This is a genomic window from Ewingella sp. S1.OA.A_B6, assembly GCF_049889095.1.
GTDB lineage: Bacteria > Pseudomonadota > Gammaproteobacteria > Enterobacterales > Enterobacteriaceae > Ewingella.
Genome location: NZ_JBLJFK010000001.1, coordinates 735440 through 753273, shown reverse-complemented (window position 1 = coordinate 753273; position 17834 = coordinate 735440). Strand labels below are relative to the sequence as shown.

13 protein-coding genes and 1 other RNA gene are annotated in these 17834 nt (G+C 49.9%); 9 read left to right on the top strand and 5 right to left on the bottom strand.

What is annotated here, in order from left to right:
* Nucleotides 1–22 precede the first annotated feature (22 nt).
* Nucleotides 23–1546 (bottom strand): Fe-S cluster assembly protein SufB, encoded by a 1524-nt coding sequence (gene sufB, locus ACMV8I_RS03695; protein WP_498863849.1) that lies wholly within the window; start codon nucleotides 1544–1546, stop codon nucleotides 23–25.
* 44 nt (nucleotides 1547–1590) lie between these two features.
* A complete protein-coding gene (gene sufA / locus ACMV8I_RS03690; protein WP_498863848.1) occupies nucleotides 1591–1962 on the bottom strand; it encodes a Fe-S cluster assembly scaffold SufA in 372 nt (123 codons plus the stop codon).
* Between the two features lie 484 nt (nucleotides 1963–2446).
* Here sufA and ACMV8I_RS03685 point away from each other — a divergent pair, with 484 nt between their 5' ends.
* Entirely contained in the window at nucleotides 2447–2851 is a 405-nt protein-coding gene (locus tag ACMV8I_RS03685) for a hypothetical protein (protein WP_498863847.1), read from the top strand.
* Nucleotides 2852–2961: 110 nt separating this feature from the next.
* Here ACMV8I_RS03685 and ACMV8I_RS03680 read toward each other — a convergent pair whose 3' ends face one another.
* Entirely contained in the window at nucleotides 2962–3381 is a 420-nt protein-coding gene (locus tag ACMV8I_RS03680) for a hotdog fold thioesterase (RefSeq protein WP_498863846.1), read from the bottom strand.
* Between the two features lie 18 nt (nucleotides 3382–3399).
* On the bottom strand, nucleotides 3400–6456 hold the full coding sequence (gene ydiJ / locus ACMV8I_RS03675) for a D-2-hydroxyglutarate dehydrogenase YdiJ (protein ID WP_498863845.1): 3057 nt from the start codon (nucleotides 6454–6456) through the stop codon (nucleotides 3400–3402).
* A gap of 271 nt (nucleotides 6457–6727) precedes the next feature.
* Between ydiJ and ydiK the strand changes: the two genes are divergently transcribed.
* Both ydiK and rprA read left to right on the top strand, forming a co-directional pair.
* Nucleotides 6728–7825, top strand: coding sequence for an AI-2E family transporter YdiK (ydiK, locus tag ACMV8I_RS03670; protein ID WP_498863844.1), 1098 nt, complete (start codon nucleotides 6728–6730; stop codon nucleotides 7823–7825).
* Nucleotides 7826–8048: 223 nt separating this feature from the next.
* An RNA gene (gene rprA, locus ACMV8I_RS03665) (antisense sRNA RprA) lies at nucleotides 8049–8160 on the top strand.
* A gap of 157 nt (nucleotides 8161–8317) precedes the next feature.
* Here rprA and ppsA read toward each other — a convergent pair.
* The gene (gene ppsA, locus ACMV8I_RS03660; RefSeq protein ID WP_498863843.1) at nucleotides 8318–10702 is read right to left on the bottom strand and encodes a phosphoenolpyruvate synthase; all 2385 of its coding nucleotides are present in this window, start codon (nucleotides 10700–10702) and stop codon (nucleotides 8318–8320) included.
* Nucleotides 10703–11212: 510 nt separating this feature from the next.
* On the opposite strand from ppsA, the gene ppsR reads away from it, so the two are divergent.
* From ppsR to ACMV8I_RS03630, 6 genes are all read left to right on the top strand, one after another.
* Entirely contained in the window at nucleotides 11213–12034 is an 822-nt protein-coding gene (gene ppsR, locus ACMV8I_RS03655) for a posphoenolpyruvate synthetase regulatory kinase/phosphorylase PpsR (RefSeq protein WP_498863842.1), read from the top strand.
* A 127-nt stretch (nucleotides 12035–12161) separates the two neighbouring features.
* Nucleotides 12162–13208 carry a 3-deoxy-7-phosphoheptulonate synthase gene (locus ACMV8I_RS03650; RefSeq protein ID WP_498863841.1) on the top strand — a complete coding sequence of 349 codons (1047 nt, stop codon included), beginning with the start codon at nucleotides 12162–12164 and terminating at the stop codon, nucleotides 13206–13208.
* Between the two features lie 257 nt (nucleotides 13209–13465).
* Nucleotides 13466–13666, top strand: a complete 201-nt coding sequence (gene hemP / locus ACMV8I_RS03645) for a hemin uptake protein HemP (RefSeq protein WP_498863840.1) — start codon at nucleotides 13466–13468, stop codon at nucleotides 13664–13666.
* Between the two features lie 98 nt (nucleotides 13667–13764).
* A complete protein-coding gene (locus ACMV8I_RS03640) occupies nucleotides 13765–15849 on the top strand; it encodes a TonB-dependent hemoglobin/transferrin/lactoferrin family receptor (RefSeq protein ID WP_498863839.1) in 2085 nt (694 codons plus the stop codon).
* A gap of 76 nt (nucleotides 15850–15925) precedes the next feature.
* A complete protein-coding gene (locus ACMV8I_RS03635) occupies nucleotides 15926–16960 on the top strand; it encodes a hemin-degrading factor (protein ID WP_498863838.1) in 1035 nt (344 codons plus the stop codon).
* Nucleotides 16957–17787, top strand: a complete 831-nt coding sequence (locus ACMV8I_RS03630; RefSeq protein ID WP_498863837.1) for a heme/hemin ABC transporter substrate-binding protein — start codon at nucleotides 16957–16959, stop codon at nucleotides 17785–17787. The genes ACMV8I_RS03635 and ACMV8I_RS03630 overlap by 4 nt, the downstream gene beginning before the upstream one ends.
* The last annotated feature ends 47 nt before the right edge of the window (nucleotides 17788–17834 follow it).

Genomic DNA, 17834 nt, shown 5'->3' with positions numbered 1-17834 from the left:
GACAGGAAAAGTCGCCGGAGTATTAACCGACGCTGTGTTCAAGGCTGATCGCCAGCAGTTTCTGTGCTTCGACAGCGAACTCCAGCGGCAGCTCGGAAAAAACATCTTTACAGAAACCGTTAACAATCATTGAGATAGCATCATCTTCACTGATACCGCGTTGCAAGCAGTAGAACAGCTGATCGTCGCCGATTTTCGAGGTAGTGGCCTCATGCTCAAGCTGGGCAGTATTGTTGCGCACTTCCACATAAGGGAAGGTATGTGCCGCGCTGTCCGGACCGATAAGCATCGAGTCACACTGGGTAAAGTTACGCGCGTTTTCCGCCGACGGTAGAATTTTTACCAGACCGCGATAGCTGTTCTGGCTATGGCCAGCAGAAATACCTTTGGAAATAATGGTCGACTTGGTGTTTTTACCAATATGGATCATCTTGGTGCCGGTATCCGCCTGCTGTTTACCGCTGGTCAGCGCCACGGAGAAGAACTCACCGATCGAGTTGTCACCTTTGAGAATAACGCTCGGGTATTTCCAGGTGATCGCAGAACCGGTTTCAGACTGCGTCCAGGACATTTTTGAACCCGCACCTTCGCAAAGTGCACGTTTAGTGACGAAGTTCAGTATCCCGCCGGTGCTCTCTTTGCCACCAGAGAACCAGTTCTGCACGGTGGAATATTTCACTTCCGCATCTTTATGCAAAATGACCTCAACCACGGCCGCATGAAGTTGATAGGTGTCGCGAACCGGCGCAGAGCAACCTTCGATGTAGCTAACGTAGCTGCCTTCGTCGGCGATGAGGATGGTACGTTCGAACTGACCAGTTTTCGCCGCATTAATTCGGAAATAGGTCGACAGTTCCATCGGGCAGCGTACGCCTTTAGGCACATAAACGAAGGTGCCGTCAGAAGCCACAGCGGCGTTCAATGCAGCAAAGAAATTATCCTGCGCAGGGACGACCGTACCGAGATATTTGCGAACCAGGTCCGGGTATTCGTGAATAGCTTCACCGAATGAGCAGAAAATAACCCCTGACTCAGCCAATTTTGAGCGGTAAGTGGTAGAGACAGACACGGAGTCGAAAATGGCATCGACTGCCACTTCCTTCCCTTCACGTACGGGAACACCCAACTGCTCGAAAGCCTTTTCCACTTCGCTGGTCAGGTAGTTTTTACCGTCGAACGCAGGAATACCCAGAGCGTCGGCCGTTGACTGCTGCGTTGCACCCGGCTGCGACCCACAAGTGTCATCACAGCTTCCGCAGGAAGGCGCGGAATAATAACTGTAATCTTGATAGTCAAGCGGCGTGTAATACGCTTTCAGCCAGTGTGGCTCTTCCATTTTCAACCAAGCATGGTAAGCCTGCAGACGAAATTCCAGCATCCACTCAGGCTCATTACGCTTCGCGGAAATGGCACGTACCACATCTTCGTTGATGCCAGAGGCTAATTCATCGGTTGCCAGCTGGGTGAAGAACCCTTCCTTGTATTTCGCCTCCTCGCCGACCCAAGACTGCACATTTTCTGGAATTTCTACGTTGCTTCGTGACATATTGGTTACATCGCTTCGTTTACAATTTCGTTTATAAAAGAAAGTTAAACACCAAAGCTTTCGCCACACCCGCAGGCATGTTGAGCTTTAGGATTATTGAATTTAAATATCTGATTAAGCCCTTCACGGACATAATCCACCTCGGTACCATCAATGAAAGGCATGGCTTTCACCGGAATGAACAACTTCGCGCCGTCGTGCTCAAACACCAGATCATCGCTGGCAGGTTGCTTGGTCAGGTCAAGTACATAGGCAAAACCGGCGCAACCGGACTGCTTAACAGAGATTTGTAGTCCTTTGACCTCAGGATCCTGAGTGATCAACGTTTTAACCTGCTTTGCAGCAGAGTCAGTCAACGTGACACCTTGCCAAACATTTTCATCTAAAGAAAATGTACCGACAGTTTCAGTTTGCATCTGTCCTACCTCTTCGTTTCAGGGTCATAGACAAGACCTATTAAGCCTATTCTAGTGATAACATGTATCACTTCAACCTCTTGTTTTAAGAGGGTATAGCGATTTCGCGTGAGGAGAGTCACTCAACGCCTGCGCTTTCTCAGGCTAGCTGCTGGCGGGTCTTAAACACCGCAGCCATCAACACATTGAATAAGTTGTCAATTTTTTGTTAAAAAAAGCCAGGTCCCCACGGCGGCCGCAGGATAAATAGTGTTCCTGATAACTATTATAAAACATTCATCGGAAATACCTATTTATGAATTCGGTCATTTATAGTCAAGAAATGCCTTTTTTATCGCCATTCCCGCACTAAAATAATGGCTATTAGGTCCATTAACCCCGCCGAAAATAAAGCCATTGCCCCGATTGATCCGCCGCTCATTTAGCAATATGATGCATTCTCATATTGATAATGGTTATCATTCATAAAATTGGACTGAAGTGAATGGCTCAATCTGTTAATGCGTGGCTGCAAAATAAAATCGACGAATACAAATTCAGCGTTCGCGACGCCACGGTAGACTTTTATCTGACCGAAGCCGCCCTGCGCCGTGAAGATGCCGACCTCAACCAGCTTAAGCGCTTCAACACGCACTGCCTCGACCTGGCGAATCTTTGCCTGCAAAACGGTGATGACCACAGTTACTTACATGCGCTGTGTAAACTGCATAACCGTCTTATTATTGAGATCAACACGCCCCACCGGATCGAGCTTTTCCGCGTGCAGAGTTACCACTTCGCGCGTCATACATTGAAATTGATCTGTCACTATTATGCCATGATGGGCATCTGGGAAAAAGCGACGGCCTTCCAAAATGATTTTGTTAAACGCGTGCCTTTTCAGCTTTAAACAAATTCGTTTCAACTTACCCTGCTTACCCTGTAAATAAATAAAAAAGCGGAAGCAATGAAAATGCCTCCGCCCTGCCCTTCAGATTTAATCAAACGTCCGTGGTCGGTTTAAATATCAATCACCATCGTCGTCAGCCGTGAAATACAGCAGAGTTTTTGCTGGTCATCGAAAATCTCAATCTGCCAGACCTGATTACGGCGACCCACATGCAAGGCACGACAAACCCCTTTGACATGGCCCTGCGTGGCGGCGCGCAGATGATTGGCATTGATTTCTACCCCAACGACCTGCTGTTCGCCTCGCGTACACAGATACCCGGCCATTGACCCCATCGACTCGGCCAATACCACCGATGCACCGCCGTGCAGCAGCCCGAAGGGTTGCTTGGTACGTGAGTCAACTGGCATGGTGGCTTCAAGATAATCTTCACCCAGCAAAGTAAACTCGATCCCAACATGCCCAACCATGCATCCCAAGCTGGCGTGATTAAGCGCCTCTAGCGTGGTTTCTCTTTTCCAAAAAGCCATGTGCTGCTCCTGCAACCTTTAAGGGATCAATTCCAGTAGTGCCTGTAAAGGATGGCGTAAACCATTACCTTCGATACGTTTGACCTGACTGCGGCATGAGTAACCCGTCGCCAGACAGCGCTGACGAGGCAGACGCTGCAAGGACTGGTGCCACGACAGTTCATAGATACCCAACGAGTTTTGAATATTTTTACTTTCATGCCCATACGTACCGGCCATGCCGCAACAGCCGACACTGATATTCTCAAGTTTGGCACCATAACGGGCGAAAATATCGCTCCACTGCTTACTGCTCCCTGGCAATGCCGTACTTTCGGTACAATGCCCAAACAGATACCAGGATTCGCCACTTTGTTGCTGTTCGGGTAGCTCCATCAGCAATTTACCCAGCCATTCATGCACCAGCTGGACCTCGAATGAACCACGCGTTGCACCAAGGATCTCTTTATATTCGTCGCGATAGCAGAGCACCAGTGCCGGATCAACACCCACCAGCGGCATGCCTAACTGGGCCACACGATTGAGGAATAAAGAGGTTTTCTTAGCCGTTTTGGCGAACCGCTGTAAGAACCCTTTGATATGCTGCGCTTTGCCGTTTGGCGAGAATGGCAGCAGAACCGGTTTCAGCCCCAACTTCTCCACCAAGCGGACGAAGTCAGCCACTACATGAGCATCGTAATAGCTGGTGAAAGGATCCTGCACAATCAGCACATAGTTGCTGCGCTGCGCGGGACTGATTTTTTCCAGTTGCTCCAGCGTCATCTTGATTGCGCTGTGGCCAAGCAGTTGCTGGCGCAGAGTCGGCGATGAAAGCAATGGCAGGTCTACCATGCCGATGCTTTTACGGCTCATATCCCTAACCCAGGGCTGGCTAAAGAAGAAGTTGAACACCTTGGGCGCTTTCGCCATCAGCGGCGTATAACTTTCCACTCCAGCAACCAAATAGTCACGCGCGGGGCGCAAATATCGGGTGTGATAAAGCTGCAAGAAACGCGAGCGGAAGCCGGGAACATCGATTTTTATCGGGCACTGTGTCGAACACGCCTTACATGCCAGACAGCCGGACATAGCCTCTTTCACCTCATGGGAGAAGTCGTACTCTCCCTTATTGGCATACCAGGTGTTGCGTGTCCTATCGATCAGTCGGCGAAAACTCATTTTCTGCTGCGGCAACGCATTTTCCAGCGCCAACGGATCGACACCTTGCTCGGAGAGCAAACGCAGCCATTCGCGCACCAGACCGGCACGCCCTTTTGGCGAATGGATGCGGCTGCCGGTGATTTTCATCGAAGGACACATCGGGCTTTTGACATCAAAGTTAAAGCAGAGGCCGTTGCCGTTACACTCCATGGCACCACGAAATGACTGTCGCACCTCCAGTGGAATACGGCGGTCCAGCGTGCCACGCTTTTCAGCGTCCACTTTCATCATCGGCTCATCACAATCAAGTGGCGCACAAATCTTGCCAGGATTCAGCCGGTTGTCAGGGTCAAATACTGACTTAATGCGGCGAAGCTCAGTAAACAGTACTTCACCAAAAAAAGCCGGACTGTATTCGGCACGAAAACCTTTTCCATGCTCCCCCCACAGAAGGCCGCCGTATTTCGCCGTCAGCGCCACAACCTGATCGGAAATTTGCTTCAGCAAGACTTCCTGCTGCGGGTCACACATATCCAGCGCCGGACGTACATGCAGCACGCCGGCATCGACGTGACCGAACATGCCATAACTCAGATTATGGCTGTCGAGAAGTGCGCGGAACTCAACAATATAGTCCGCCAACGATTCAGGTGGAACGCAGGTATCTTCCGCAAAGGGCAGCGGCTTGGCCTGACCTTTTGCATTACCCAGCAGGCCCACGGCTTTCTTGCGCATATTATAAATGCGCTCAATGCCTGGCAGGTCGGCACAAATCTGATAACCGATAACGCCACCTTCACCGTCACTGATCAGACCGTCCAGACGTTCACACAACGCCTCCAACTGACATTCAATCAGTTCGCCATCATCACCGGCAAACTCAACGATATTCAGACCTTGCATATCCTTACCGGGAACATCGGTAATATAGTCACTAACGGTATGCCAAACGATGTCCTCACGTGCCAGATTCAGCACTTTTGAGTCCACCGTTTCCACCGACAAGGCCTTCGCCTCAACCATAAATGGTGCGTTGCGCAGAGCGGAATTAAATGAATCGTACTTAATGTTGACCAGACGTCGCACTTTTGGAATAGGCGTAATATTTAGTCGCGCTTCCGTGATAAAGGCCAGCGAGCCTTCCGAACCAGTGAGAATACGGGTCAGGTTAAAGGTTTGCAGATCATCGCTCAGTACATGGCGCAGGTCATAACCGGTGAGAAAGCGATTAAGTTTGGGAAATTTTTCGATCACCAATGCACGGTTATCACGGCAACTGCTGAGCACGGTACGATAAATCCGTCCGATGACCGAATCCTCCTCACCCAGTTTATTGGCAAGCTCAGTCGGCATGGCCGTGGTGTCAAGCATATCGCCACCAATAACTATGGCGCGCAGCCCCAGCACGTGGTCAGAGGTTTTACCGTAGACCAGCGAACCCTGGCCTGACGCATCGGTATTGATCATTCCACCGAGCGTCGCACGATTGCTGGTTGAAAGTTCAGGAGAGAAGAAATAACCGAGCGGTCGCAGATAATCATTGAGCTGGTCTTTAATTACGCCTGCTTCAACTTTTACCCATCCCTGTTCAACATTCACGTCCAGAATACGGTTCATATGCCGGGACATATCCACCACAACTCCGCGATTAAGTGACTGCCCGTTGGTCCCTGTGCCGCCACCGCGTGGTGTGAAGACTAACGTTCGGAAACGTTCATGCCCGGCAAGCCTTGCCAGCAAGGCAACGTCCGATGTCGCTTTCGGAAACAATACGGCATCAGGCAAGAGCTGATAGACGCTGTTATCCGTCGCCATGGTTAGCCGGTCGGCATAGGTTGTCGTCACGTCACCCGTAAACCCGTCTTTCTTTAACGCTTCCAAAAAGTCGAGCACCAGTTGAATAATGCCAGGTGCCTGTGAAATCTGTGGGATCATTTATTTTGACTCTGTCTTTGTTGTTGTTTGCCGGGCCCTGTTCTTTACCCAATATAAAAACTAACATACTTCGTTTTCCAGTGCTTCGTCTGAGTGTCATCAGTGGTCCCCAAACTTGATAAGAGCGCAAAACCACAATGCGGACTAATAACAAAATGTGCAGCGTGCTGTCCAAAAACAAAGAAATGCTCCATGCTTACCAGCGTAATGATCTGCAGTAATTGAGAGCGTTATTCAGGCGTATTGCCCTGTTTTACTATGAGAACCAAGAATGAATCTCCCGATTAAACGTTATGATTTGCCTCAAATTATGTTTGGGGTTTTATTTATTGCCCTGATGACGGTAGCCAGCATTTGGATCGTCCAGCCTTTTATTTTAGGTTTTGCCTGGGCGGGAATGGTGGTTATTGCCACATGGCCTTTGATGATCAAACTACAAAGATTGCTTTGGGGTAAACGTTTCCTCGCGGTGATCGTAATGACGCTCTTGCTAATTTTGCTGTTTGTTCTGCCCATCGCGCTGCTGGTGAGCAGTGCAATTGAGAATGGCGCACCGTTAGTACAACTGGCCGGCAACCCGTCCAGCCTACATTTACCTGACTTCCAATGGCTGCGTTCTATTCCTCTGGTCGGCCATAAGTTATACAGCGGTTGGCACTCAATCATTAACAGTGGCGGCAATGCCTTAATGACCAAATTGCAGCCTTACGTCGGGCAAACCGCGTCATGGTTCCTGACGCAGGCTGGTCATCTGGGACGCTTTATTGTTCACTGTTCGCTGATGCTGTTGTTTAGCGCCCTGCTTTACAGTCGTGGTGAACAAGTTGGCATGGGGATCCGCCACTTTGCTGTGCGTTTGGCCGCAGACCGCGGTGATGCCGCCGTTATCCTGGCAGGCCAGGCGATCCGCGCAGTCGCACTGGGCGTTGTCGTTACCGCAATTGTGCAATCAGTGCTCGGCGGTATCGGTTTGGCTATCGCAGGCATTCCTTACGCAACGGTGCTGACCGTAGTGATGTTTGTATGTTGTGTGGCGCAAATCGGCCCCTTGCTGGTGCTTATTCCCGCTATCATCTGGCTCTACTGGACCGGGGACAACACATTAGGCACGGTTCTTTTGGTGTGGAGTTGTGTGGTTGGATCGCTCGATAACGTTTTGCGTCCGGTGCTAATACGTATGGGTGCAGATCTGCCGATGTTACTCATTCTCTCCGGCGTTATCGGTGGCCTGTTTGCCTTCGGGATGATAGGCCTGTTCATTGGCCCGGTGGTTCTGGCCGTCTCTTATCGACTGATTTCACTTTGGGTTAATGAAGCGCCAGAACCTGAACATGACATTCATCAGGTTGTCAGAACCCTTGATGAGTAAGATCTAAATATACCCTTACCGCGCTACCTGTCATAACGACGTTATTTTTTCGTGAGGCAGGCAGCGCGATATTGACCTCTGTCTAATATTGCCCCGGTAAATTCTCCGACTCAAATCAGCGACTTACTCTTTTTAAAAATCACATCAATTAGTTGGCTATAGTAATAATTGCTATTAAGACAAATCTTACAGACGAAAACCCTGCAGATCCCTAGTATTATTAACAGTTACGTTTTTAACCCCCTGATTTATATGTAAGGTTTCCCCTAAGCCTACATACCCAAAAATTGCTGTGTGTAGTCTTTGCCTATCTACTACGATGGGCTTTTTTTTTCTCCAGAATCAGTGATTCTTTCGCTAAATCCAGTCATTGCATTCGGGGCTTAGCTCCCCAGAATCCTTTTTTATGGAAATAAAATACGCCTTAAGACACAATAAAAAAGCCGTGGCTCAAGACCACGGCTTCAATTATCTTTGCAACTAAAACATCAGTTATGCCGTTTTCTTTTCACCCAGCGCCAGCCAGGTTTGCACAACGGTATCCGGATTGAGGGACAAACTATCGATACCTTCATCCATCAGCCATTGCGCAAAATCCTGATGATCTGAAGGCCCCTGACCGCAAATACCCACATATTTCCCCTGCTTTTTGGCCGCTTTGATAGCCATTGAAAGCAGCATTTTTACCGACTCGTTGCGTTCATCAAATAACTCAGAAACAACACCGGAGTCGCGGTCCAGACCCAACGTTAGCTGGGTCATATCATTGGAACCAATAGAGAAGCCGTCAAAGTGCTCGAGGAACTGTTCCGCTTGTAAGGCATTAGACGGGATTTCGCACATCATGATCACTTTCAGCCCGTTCTCCCCACGCTTTAGGCCCTGACGAGCGAGCTCGGCTACTACGGCTTCGGCTTGCGCCACGGTGCGCACGAAGGGGATCATGACTTCAACGTTTGTGAGATCCATATCATTGCGCACCCGTTTCATCGCTTCACACTCCAGTGCGAAGCAGTCGCGGAAGTTATCTGAAACGTAACGGCCCGCGCCACGGAAACCGAGCATCGGGTTCTCCTCATGGGGTTCGTACTTCTCACCACCGACCAGATTAGCGTACTCGTTAGATTTAAAATCAGACAACCGCACGATGACGCGTTTCGGCCAGAAAGCGGCCCCGAGCGTAGCGATACCCTCAGTCAAGCGTGCCACGTAATATTCACGCGGGCTTTCGTAGCCCTGAATCAGCTTGCTAATCTCTTGCTGCAATGCCGGTTCCTGCTGATCAAACTCCAGCAAAGCCTTCGGATGAACACCGATCATACGGTTGATAATGAACTCCAGACGCGCCAGCCCGACACCTTCGTTTGGCAAACAGGCGAAGTCAAAGGCACGGTCAGGGTTACCTATATTCATCATGATTTTCAACGGTAATTCTGGCAATTCGTTGACTTCAGAACTTTGCACGCTGAAGTCGAGTTCATCCTGGTAGACATAACCCGTGTCGCCCTCCGAACATGACACAGTGACCTTCTGTTTTTCTTTTAGTTTCTCAGTGGCATCACCACAGCCCACTACGGCAGGAATACCGAGTTCACGGGCGATAATCGCCGCGTGACAGGTACGTCCACCACGGTTAGTCACAATGGCAGAAGCTTTTTTCATGATCGGTTCCCAATCCGGGTCGGTCATATCAGTCACTAAAACATCACCCGCTTTGACATGGTGCATTTCGCTGATGTCATGAATGATTTTTACCGGGCCAGCACCAATCCGGTGGCCAATAGCACGTCCCTCCACCAGTACTTTGCTGCTGCCATTCAACTGGTAGCGCTCCATAACCTGTCCGTTTGAACGTACTGTCTCAGGACGCGCCTGAACGATATACAATTTCCCATTGTGACCGTCTTTGGCCCACTCAATATCCATCGGGCGACCATAATGTTTTTCAATCAACAACGCTTGACGCGCGAGTGCCTGGATTTCGTCATCTGTCAAAGAGAAGCGCGCGCAGAGTTCGGCGGGCACATCTTCGATTTGCACCTGTTTGCCGTGCTCCTGGCTATCAGCATAAATCATACGGATTTTCTTGGAGCCCATGTTACGCCGCACAATCGCCGGTTTGTTTTTCGCCAACGTAGGTTTATGCACATAGAACTCGTCTGGATTGACCGCGCCCTGGACTACCATTTCACCGAGGCCATAGGCGGAAGTGATAAAAACCACCTGGTCAAAACCGGATTCGGTATCAATAGTGAACATTACCCCGGCGGCGGCTAAATCAGAACGCACCATGCGCTGAACGCCGGCGGACAACGCCACGCCACGATGGTCATAGCCCTGGTGTACGCGATACGAGATCGCTCGGTCATTAAACAGCGAGGCGTAAACATGCTTCACGGCAGTCAGTACGGCATCAAAACCCTGCACATTAAGGAAGGTTTCCTGTTGACCAGCAAATGAGGCATCCGGCATGTCTTCTGCTGTGGCGGAGGAGCGCACAGCAAAAGAAGCCCCCTTCTCGCCTTCGGAGAGCTGTAGATAAGCCTCACGGATTGACTTCTCCAGTTCAGGCTGGAAAGGCGTTTCTACAATCCACTGGCGGATTTTCGCCCCTGCACTGGTGAGTTGAGCAATATCATCAACATCGACAGTGTCCAGCAAATCATGAATTCGGTTATTAACGCCGCTTTGGTCGAGGAAATCGTTAAATGCCTGTGAGGTGGTGGCGAAGCCATTAGGCACAGAGACACCTAAGTCGGAAAGATTGGTGATCATCTCGCCCAGAGACGCATTCTTACCCCCGACCTTGTCAACGTCGTTCATACCTAACTGGTTATACCAGATAACATTGCGTAAATCGGATTCTAGATTGGCCATGAATCAATCCTTTATTAATTTATATAGGCTACTTTATTAATCAAGCAGGCTAATAGTTGAGGTAAGCAATTTGGCTTTTCAAGGTGCGTCAGTTATTTCAGCCTAGCATAATGATCCATAAACTTTGGACAGGTGAATCGATCCAGCTAAATCAACTATTTTTGTTTAAGAAAATTCTAATTCGTTCATTTGCACCTACAGCATGAAAAATCACTAATTTGTTACAAATCAGTAAGAAATTGACTAAAAACCGCAAGAAGCCATAAATTATCAGACTGGCTGAAGTTAAGCTGAAGCAAACCAAAAAAATGCGAAAATGCTCTGGAAAATTAAAATGTCATTTCATTTTTCACAGTGAATTTGCGCAACGTCTCGCAGAGTTTGCGCAATAAAAAATTTCAGCTTTTTATTTATCAGTAATACAGCTATTAATGTTTAACTCAGGGAAACGTTAAATCTTAAGGCTGGCTTTACTCACCAGATGAAATACAAATGTTGCAGGAGTTTGATGTGGACAGATGCGTGTTTTATATTTCGGACGGTACGGCGATCACCGCAGAAGTATTGGGTCATGCGGTACTGTCACAATTCCCCGTTAATGCGACTACTTTTTCACTTCCCTTCGTAGAAAATGAAGGGAGAGCAAAAGCGGTTTGTCAGCAAATCAATGAGATATATGAGAAAACCGGTGCCAGACCGCTGGTTTTTTATTCAATAATCTCACGTGAAGTTCGTGATATTATTGTCAGCAGCCAAGGTTTTTGTCAGGACATTGTGCAGGCTCTGGTTGCCCCTCTACAAAATGAACTGGGCGTTGACCCTAGCCCGATTGTCAACCGAACGCACGGCCTGACGGCGAGTAATATTACTAAATATGACGCGCGCATCGCAGCTATTGATTACACGCTGGCCCATGATGACGGCATCTCTCTGCGCAATCTTGATCAGGCGCAGGTGATTTTACTGGGCGTATCACGCTGCGGCAAAACGCCTACCAGCCTCTATTTGGCACTACAATTTGGTATCTGCGCCGCAAACTATCCGTTTACAGCCGATGATATGGATAACATTCAGCTCCCCCCAGCCCTTAAACCGCATATGCATAAATTGTTCGGCTTAACCATCGACCCAGAAAGGTTATCCGCGATTCGTCAGGAACGTGTGGAAAACAGTCGTTATGCATCGATGCGCCAATGCCGCATGGAGGTGTCGGAAGTTGAGGCGCTTTTTCGCAAAAATCAGATCCGCTATCTCAATAGCACCAACTATTCTGTGGAAGAAATCTCAGCCAAGATCATGGACAGCTTTGGTATGAGTCGTCGAATGTTTTAACCGGTTTTACTGACACAGATGGCATAACCTGTCGTCTTAGGTTGAAAACATCTAATTTTGCGTTATTGTGATCGCCATCACTTCCCGGTATTCCTGCCGTAGCGAAGAAGCAAATTTAGAGAATCACATGTCACAGACAGATGAACTGCGTACGACGCGCATCGACAGCCTGATCACGCCTCAGACGCTGGCGGAGAAACTGCCGGTATCCGCATCGGTTGCACGAAACGTGACAGCGTCACGCAAACGCATTGAAAAAATAATTAATGGTGAAGATCCGCGTCTTCTGGTCGTTGTTGGTCCCTGCTCTATCCATGATATTGAAGCAGCGATAGATTACGCCACAAAGCTTAACGTTCTGCGTGAGCGTTATCAGGATCGCCTTGAAATCGTGATGCGTACTTATTTTGAAAAACCGCGCACGGTGATGGGTTGGAAAGGATTAATCTCCGATCCTGAGCTTGACGGTTCGTTCCGCGTTAACCACGGCATCGAACTGGCTCGCAGGATTCTGCTGGCAATTAACGAATTGGGTATGCCCACAGCAACTGAATTCCTGGATATGGTGATCGGACAGTATATCGCTGACCTGATTAGCTGGGGCGCTATCGGTGCTCGCACCACCGAAAGTCAGATCCATCGTGAAATGGCCTCTGCCCTCTCGTGTCCGGTAGGTTTCAAAAATGGCACAGACGGCAATACTCGGATTGCCATCGATGCGATTCGCGCGGCACGTGCCAGCCATATGTTCCTTTCACCGGACAAAGCCGGTCAGATGACCATTTACCGTACAGCAGGTAATCCTTATGGTCACGTGATCATGCGTGGTGGCAAAAAACCTAATTATCATGCCGATGATTTGCAGGAAGCCTGCCGTAACCTATCTGAATTCGATCTGCCGCAACGGTTGGTGGTCGATTTCAGTCACGGTAACTGTCAGAAGCAGCATCGTTTGCAGTTGCAGGTGGCAGAAGATATTTGCCAGCAAATTCGCAGTGGTTCTAAAGCCATCGCCGGAATTATGGCGGAAAGTTTCCTGGAAGAAGGTACACAGCCAATCGTTGCCGGCAAACCGCTGATCTATGGTAAATCCATTACTGACCCATGTCTCAACTGGGAAGATACTGAAACATTACTGGCGATGTTGGCAGATGCGACTCATAGTCGTTTTTAAATCCATTTAAGCTAACGTTTTACAACGCTTCAGGGGGCAACATTATGTTGCCCCCTTTTAATGTAATATTCCTCTCCACGTTTTTATCACATCTTTTCAACAGCAGGTTTCCTTTACAGTTTTTCCCTTTCCACTCAGAATTTGTGGTTAAGCATCAGATAACTGACGATTTAACATCAGATTTATCTTGATGTGCAGCGCCAATGAATTGATAATGATTATCTAAATGATATTAATTACCATTAACGTTTGCGACTATGAATGATCAACCTGAATACATTACACCGCCAGGCTTCAGTAACTTATCGCTGAAAAGTCAGGATGGAAATACCGACCGCGGACTCTGTATCTCGAGCGCGGACCTGCTGGGTGATGCTGGCGTTGCAACCATTCTTCATCATGGGCAGCGCTATCAGTTGCGTCAGACCAAAGCCGGAAAATTGATACTGACAAAGTAACCGGTACACCCTATCTACTTTATCGCCAGCCACCCAGGTCCGAGGATCAAGGCAGCCAGCAACTCTATTGATATGTGAAAACATACGGAGAATTGCCAATGCTTCACTCCCTTATCACTCGGCTGCGTTTCTCATCCCTGAGCCTGGCCATTGCCTGCGCTCTGCCGCTGGTAGCCCAGGCCGACACCACTGCGCCAGTCTCTAAAATTAATGAAAAAAACAGCGAAGCCAGTAAGAAAACGCAGGAAGACACCTTAACGGTAGCTGCGACGGGTAACGCCCGCGACAGTTTTGAAGCTCCGATGATGGTAACGGTGATTGACGGAACCAGCGCTGAGAGCCTGACATCGTCGTCATCCGCAGACATGCTGCGTCGCGTGCCCGGGTTGAGCGTCGGGGGGACCGGACGCACCAATGGCCAGGACATCTCCCTGCGCGGTTACGACCGCCGTGGCGTACTGACGCTGGTAGATGGTATTCGTCAAGGCACCGATACCGGACACCTCAATAGCACCTTTATTGACCCCGGCTTAGTAAAACGTATCGAAGTGGTACGCGGCCCGTCTGCTTTGTTGTACGGCAGTGGGGCTCTGGGCGGCGTTGTTTCCTATGAAACCGTCGATGCAGCTGACTTGTTGCTGCCCGGCCAGGATATGGGATATCGTGTGTTTGGCACCGGTGCCACCGGCGATCACAGCCTCGGCATGGGTGCCAGCACCTACGGCAAAACCGATAATTTCGACGGCCTGCTGTCATTTGGTATCCGCGATGTGGGCGATATAAAGCAGAGCGATAGTTTCAACGCGCCAAACGATGAAACCATCAGCAACGTGCTGGCAAAAGGTACCTGGCATATTGACCCTGCGCAATCAGTCAGTACCAACCTTCGCTATTACGACAATCGTGCAAAAGAACCGAAAAATCCGCAAACGCCAGATATCTCAAGTGGCAACGTTTGGACAGACCGCTCGACCATTCAGCGTGATGCCCAACTAAGCTATAATCTCAAGCCCCAGGATCAAGACTGGCTGGACGCAAAAGCCGACATCTATTATTCCGAAGTAGAGATTAATGCCAGCCCAGACGGCGGCAGTGAGGAAGAACGCAAACAAACCACCCAAGGCGCCAAACTGGAAAACCGCTCGCGTATCCCCACCGACAGTTTTGCCGCACACCTGCTGACTTACGGCGGCGAAGCCTATAAACAGGAACAAACACCAGGTGGCGCAACCACCAGCTTCCCGCAGGCAGACATCAATTTCGGCTCCGGCTGGTTGCAGGATGAAATTACGCTGCGCGACCTGCCAATATCCATTCTGGCTGGTACACGTTATGACAACTATCGCGGCAGCAGTGAGGGTTACGCTGATGTCGATGCTGATAAATGGTCATCACGTGGCGCAATGAGCATCAACCCAACTGACTGGCTAATGGTATTTGGCTCCTATGCACAGGCATTCCGCGCACCAACCATGGGTGAGATGTACAACGACTCAGTTCACTTCTCCATCCCCATGGGCAGAACGACTATCACCAACAATTGGGTTCCGAACCCGAATCTGAAGCCTGAAACCAATGAAACCCAGGAGTACGGTTTAGGCCTGCGCTTCAATGACCTGATGATGGCCAACGACGAACTGCAATTCAAAGCCAGTTACTTCGATACCAAGGCGAAGGATTACATCACCACCGGTGTCACCATGAACCTCGGTTATGGCCGTAACGGACCTTACTGCATCGATTGCAGCACTTATTCGACTAACATTGATCGGGCGAAACTATGGGGCTGGGATGCAACGATGAGTTACAAAACCGACAGGTTCTCATGGGATGTCGCCTATAACCGCACCCGGGGTAAAGATGAAGCGACCGGTGACTGGATTGCCAGTATTAACCCGGACACCGTCGTTAGTACGCTCGACGTGCCCGTTGCCCAAACCGCCTTCTCTCTTGGCTGGGTTGGGACCTTTGTTGAGCGCTCAACGCACGTCACCTCTGATTATGCCGATCAGGCAGGTTACGCCATCAATGATTTTTATGTCAGCTATAAGGGTCAGGACCACTGGAAAGGCATGACGACTGCCGTAGTACTGGGCAATGCCTTCGACAAAGAGTCTTATTCTCCACAAGGTATTCCGCAGGACGGACGCAACGCCAAGCTGTTTGTCAGCTACCAGTGGTGACAGATTAACCTTTCCCCTTTCACCGCCCGGACAGTGCACCGGGCGTTATCAAAAAAGTTAACGCGAGGACAGCGCAATGAGTTCAGTGAGTTATGAAAACTATCTGCAAGCGAAAGAAACAAATCCTGGAAAATATGCCCGTGATTTGGCTGAGGTCCTCAACATCAGTGAAGCCGAGCTAACTCACCTGCGTGTAACCCATGACGCCGAACGTCTGGATATTGATGCTCGTACTTTACTGGCCGCGCTGGAAAATGTAGGCGTCACCAAATCTATCACCCGGAATGACTACGCCGTGCATGAACAATTGGGTCGCTATGAGAATCAACATCTGAATGGTCATGCCGGGCTTATTCTCAACCCACGTGCGTTGGATCTGCGTCTGTTCCTGCAACATTGGTTGCATATTTTCTGCGTGGCTGAAATCCACCCGAAAGGTAGCCGACACAGCATTCAGTTTTTTGATGCAGCCGGCAATGCAGTGCACAAAATATATAACACCGATGAAACCGATATGACCGCATGGGAAGCGCTGGTGGCTCGGTATCGCAGCGCAGGCAATCCACCGCTCGGCATCACCCCGGTACAAAAACAACAGGAGACCGCTCAATCTGAAGCAGCAGACGTTGATGCTGAGTGGCGTGCGATGACCGATGTCCACCAGTTCTTCCAGTTGCTGCGACGCAATAACCTCAGCCGTCAGCAGGCCTTCCGCGCCGTAGGCGATGATCTGGCGTACAACGTGAGTAACAGCTCGCTGGCGCAAATTCTTGAAGCAGCGCATGACGAGCAAAACGAAATCATGATTTTCGTCGGCAACCCGGGATGTGTGCAGATTTTCACCGGTGAAATTGAGAAAGTCAGACCGCACGGCGAATGGCTCAATACCTTCAATTCCCGCTTTAACCTGCACCTGATTGAGAGCGCTATTGCCGAAAGTTGGGTTACGCGCAAACCAACCAAGGACGGATTTGTCACCAGCCTGGAGCTGTTTGCCGCCGACGGCACACAAATCGCGCAGCTTTACGGTCAGCGGACGGAAGGTCAACCGGAGCAACAACAATGGCGTGAGCAGATTGCTGCACTGCGCACCGAGGAAATCACCGCATGAATCGTCGGTTGAGTGCAGTAGTGGTTACGCTGGCAAGCTTGCTGGCTCCGCTGTCACATGCAGCAGAACGGGTTATCAGTATCGGTGGCGATGTTACAGAAATCGTTTATGCGCTGGGCTCCGGCGATGAGGTGGTAGCCCGTGACAGCACCAGCCTGCATCCTGAGAAAGTCAAAAAATTGCCCGACGTGGGTTACATGCGCCAATTGAATGCCGAAGGTATTCTGGCAATAAAACCGACGCTGGTCCTCAGTAGCGAACTGGCGGAGCCGTCGCTGGTGCTGCAGCAAGTGGCGCAAAATGGTGTGAAAGTGATACGTGTTCCTGGAAATACTACGCTCGATACGGTGCCACAAAAAATTGAAGCGATTGCAAATGCCCTCAACCGACAGTATGAGGGCAAAAAGCTGATTGCCACCTATCGTCAGCAATTGGCGGCCGTTAGACAGGGGCCTTTGCAGGTCAAAATCCTGTTTGTAATGAATCACGGTGGGACTACGGCACTGGCGGCCGGGCAGAACACGGCAGCGGACGCGATGATAACCTCCGCGGGTGCGCAAAATGCTATGCAGGGATTCACCCGTTATCGACCGCTGTCGCAGGAAGGTATTATCGCCAGCGCACCCGATTTGTTACTCATTACCACCGACGGTGTTCGCACGCTTGGCGGGCTGGAGCAGGTATGGAAACTGCCGGGGCTGGCGTTGACGCCTGCAGGTAAAAACCATCGTGTTCTGGTACTTGATGATATGTCTTTATTGGGGTTTGGTCTTGAGACACCGACCGCGCTGGCGACTCTGCGCCAGGCGGCTGAGCAGGTTAAATAATGAGTTCGAGGACCACGCACACGTACCGACAAACCAGCACGCAGGTC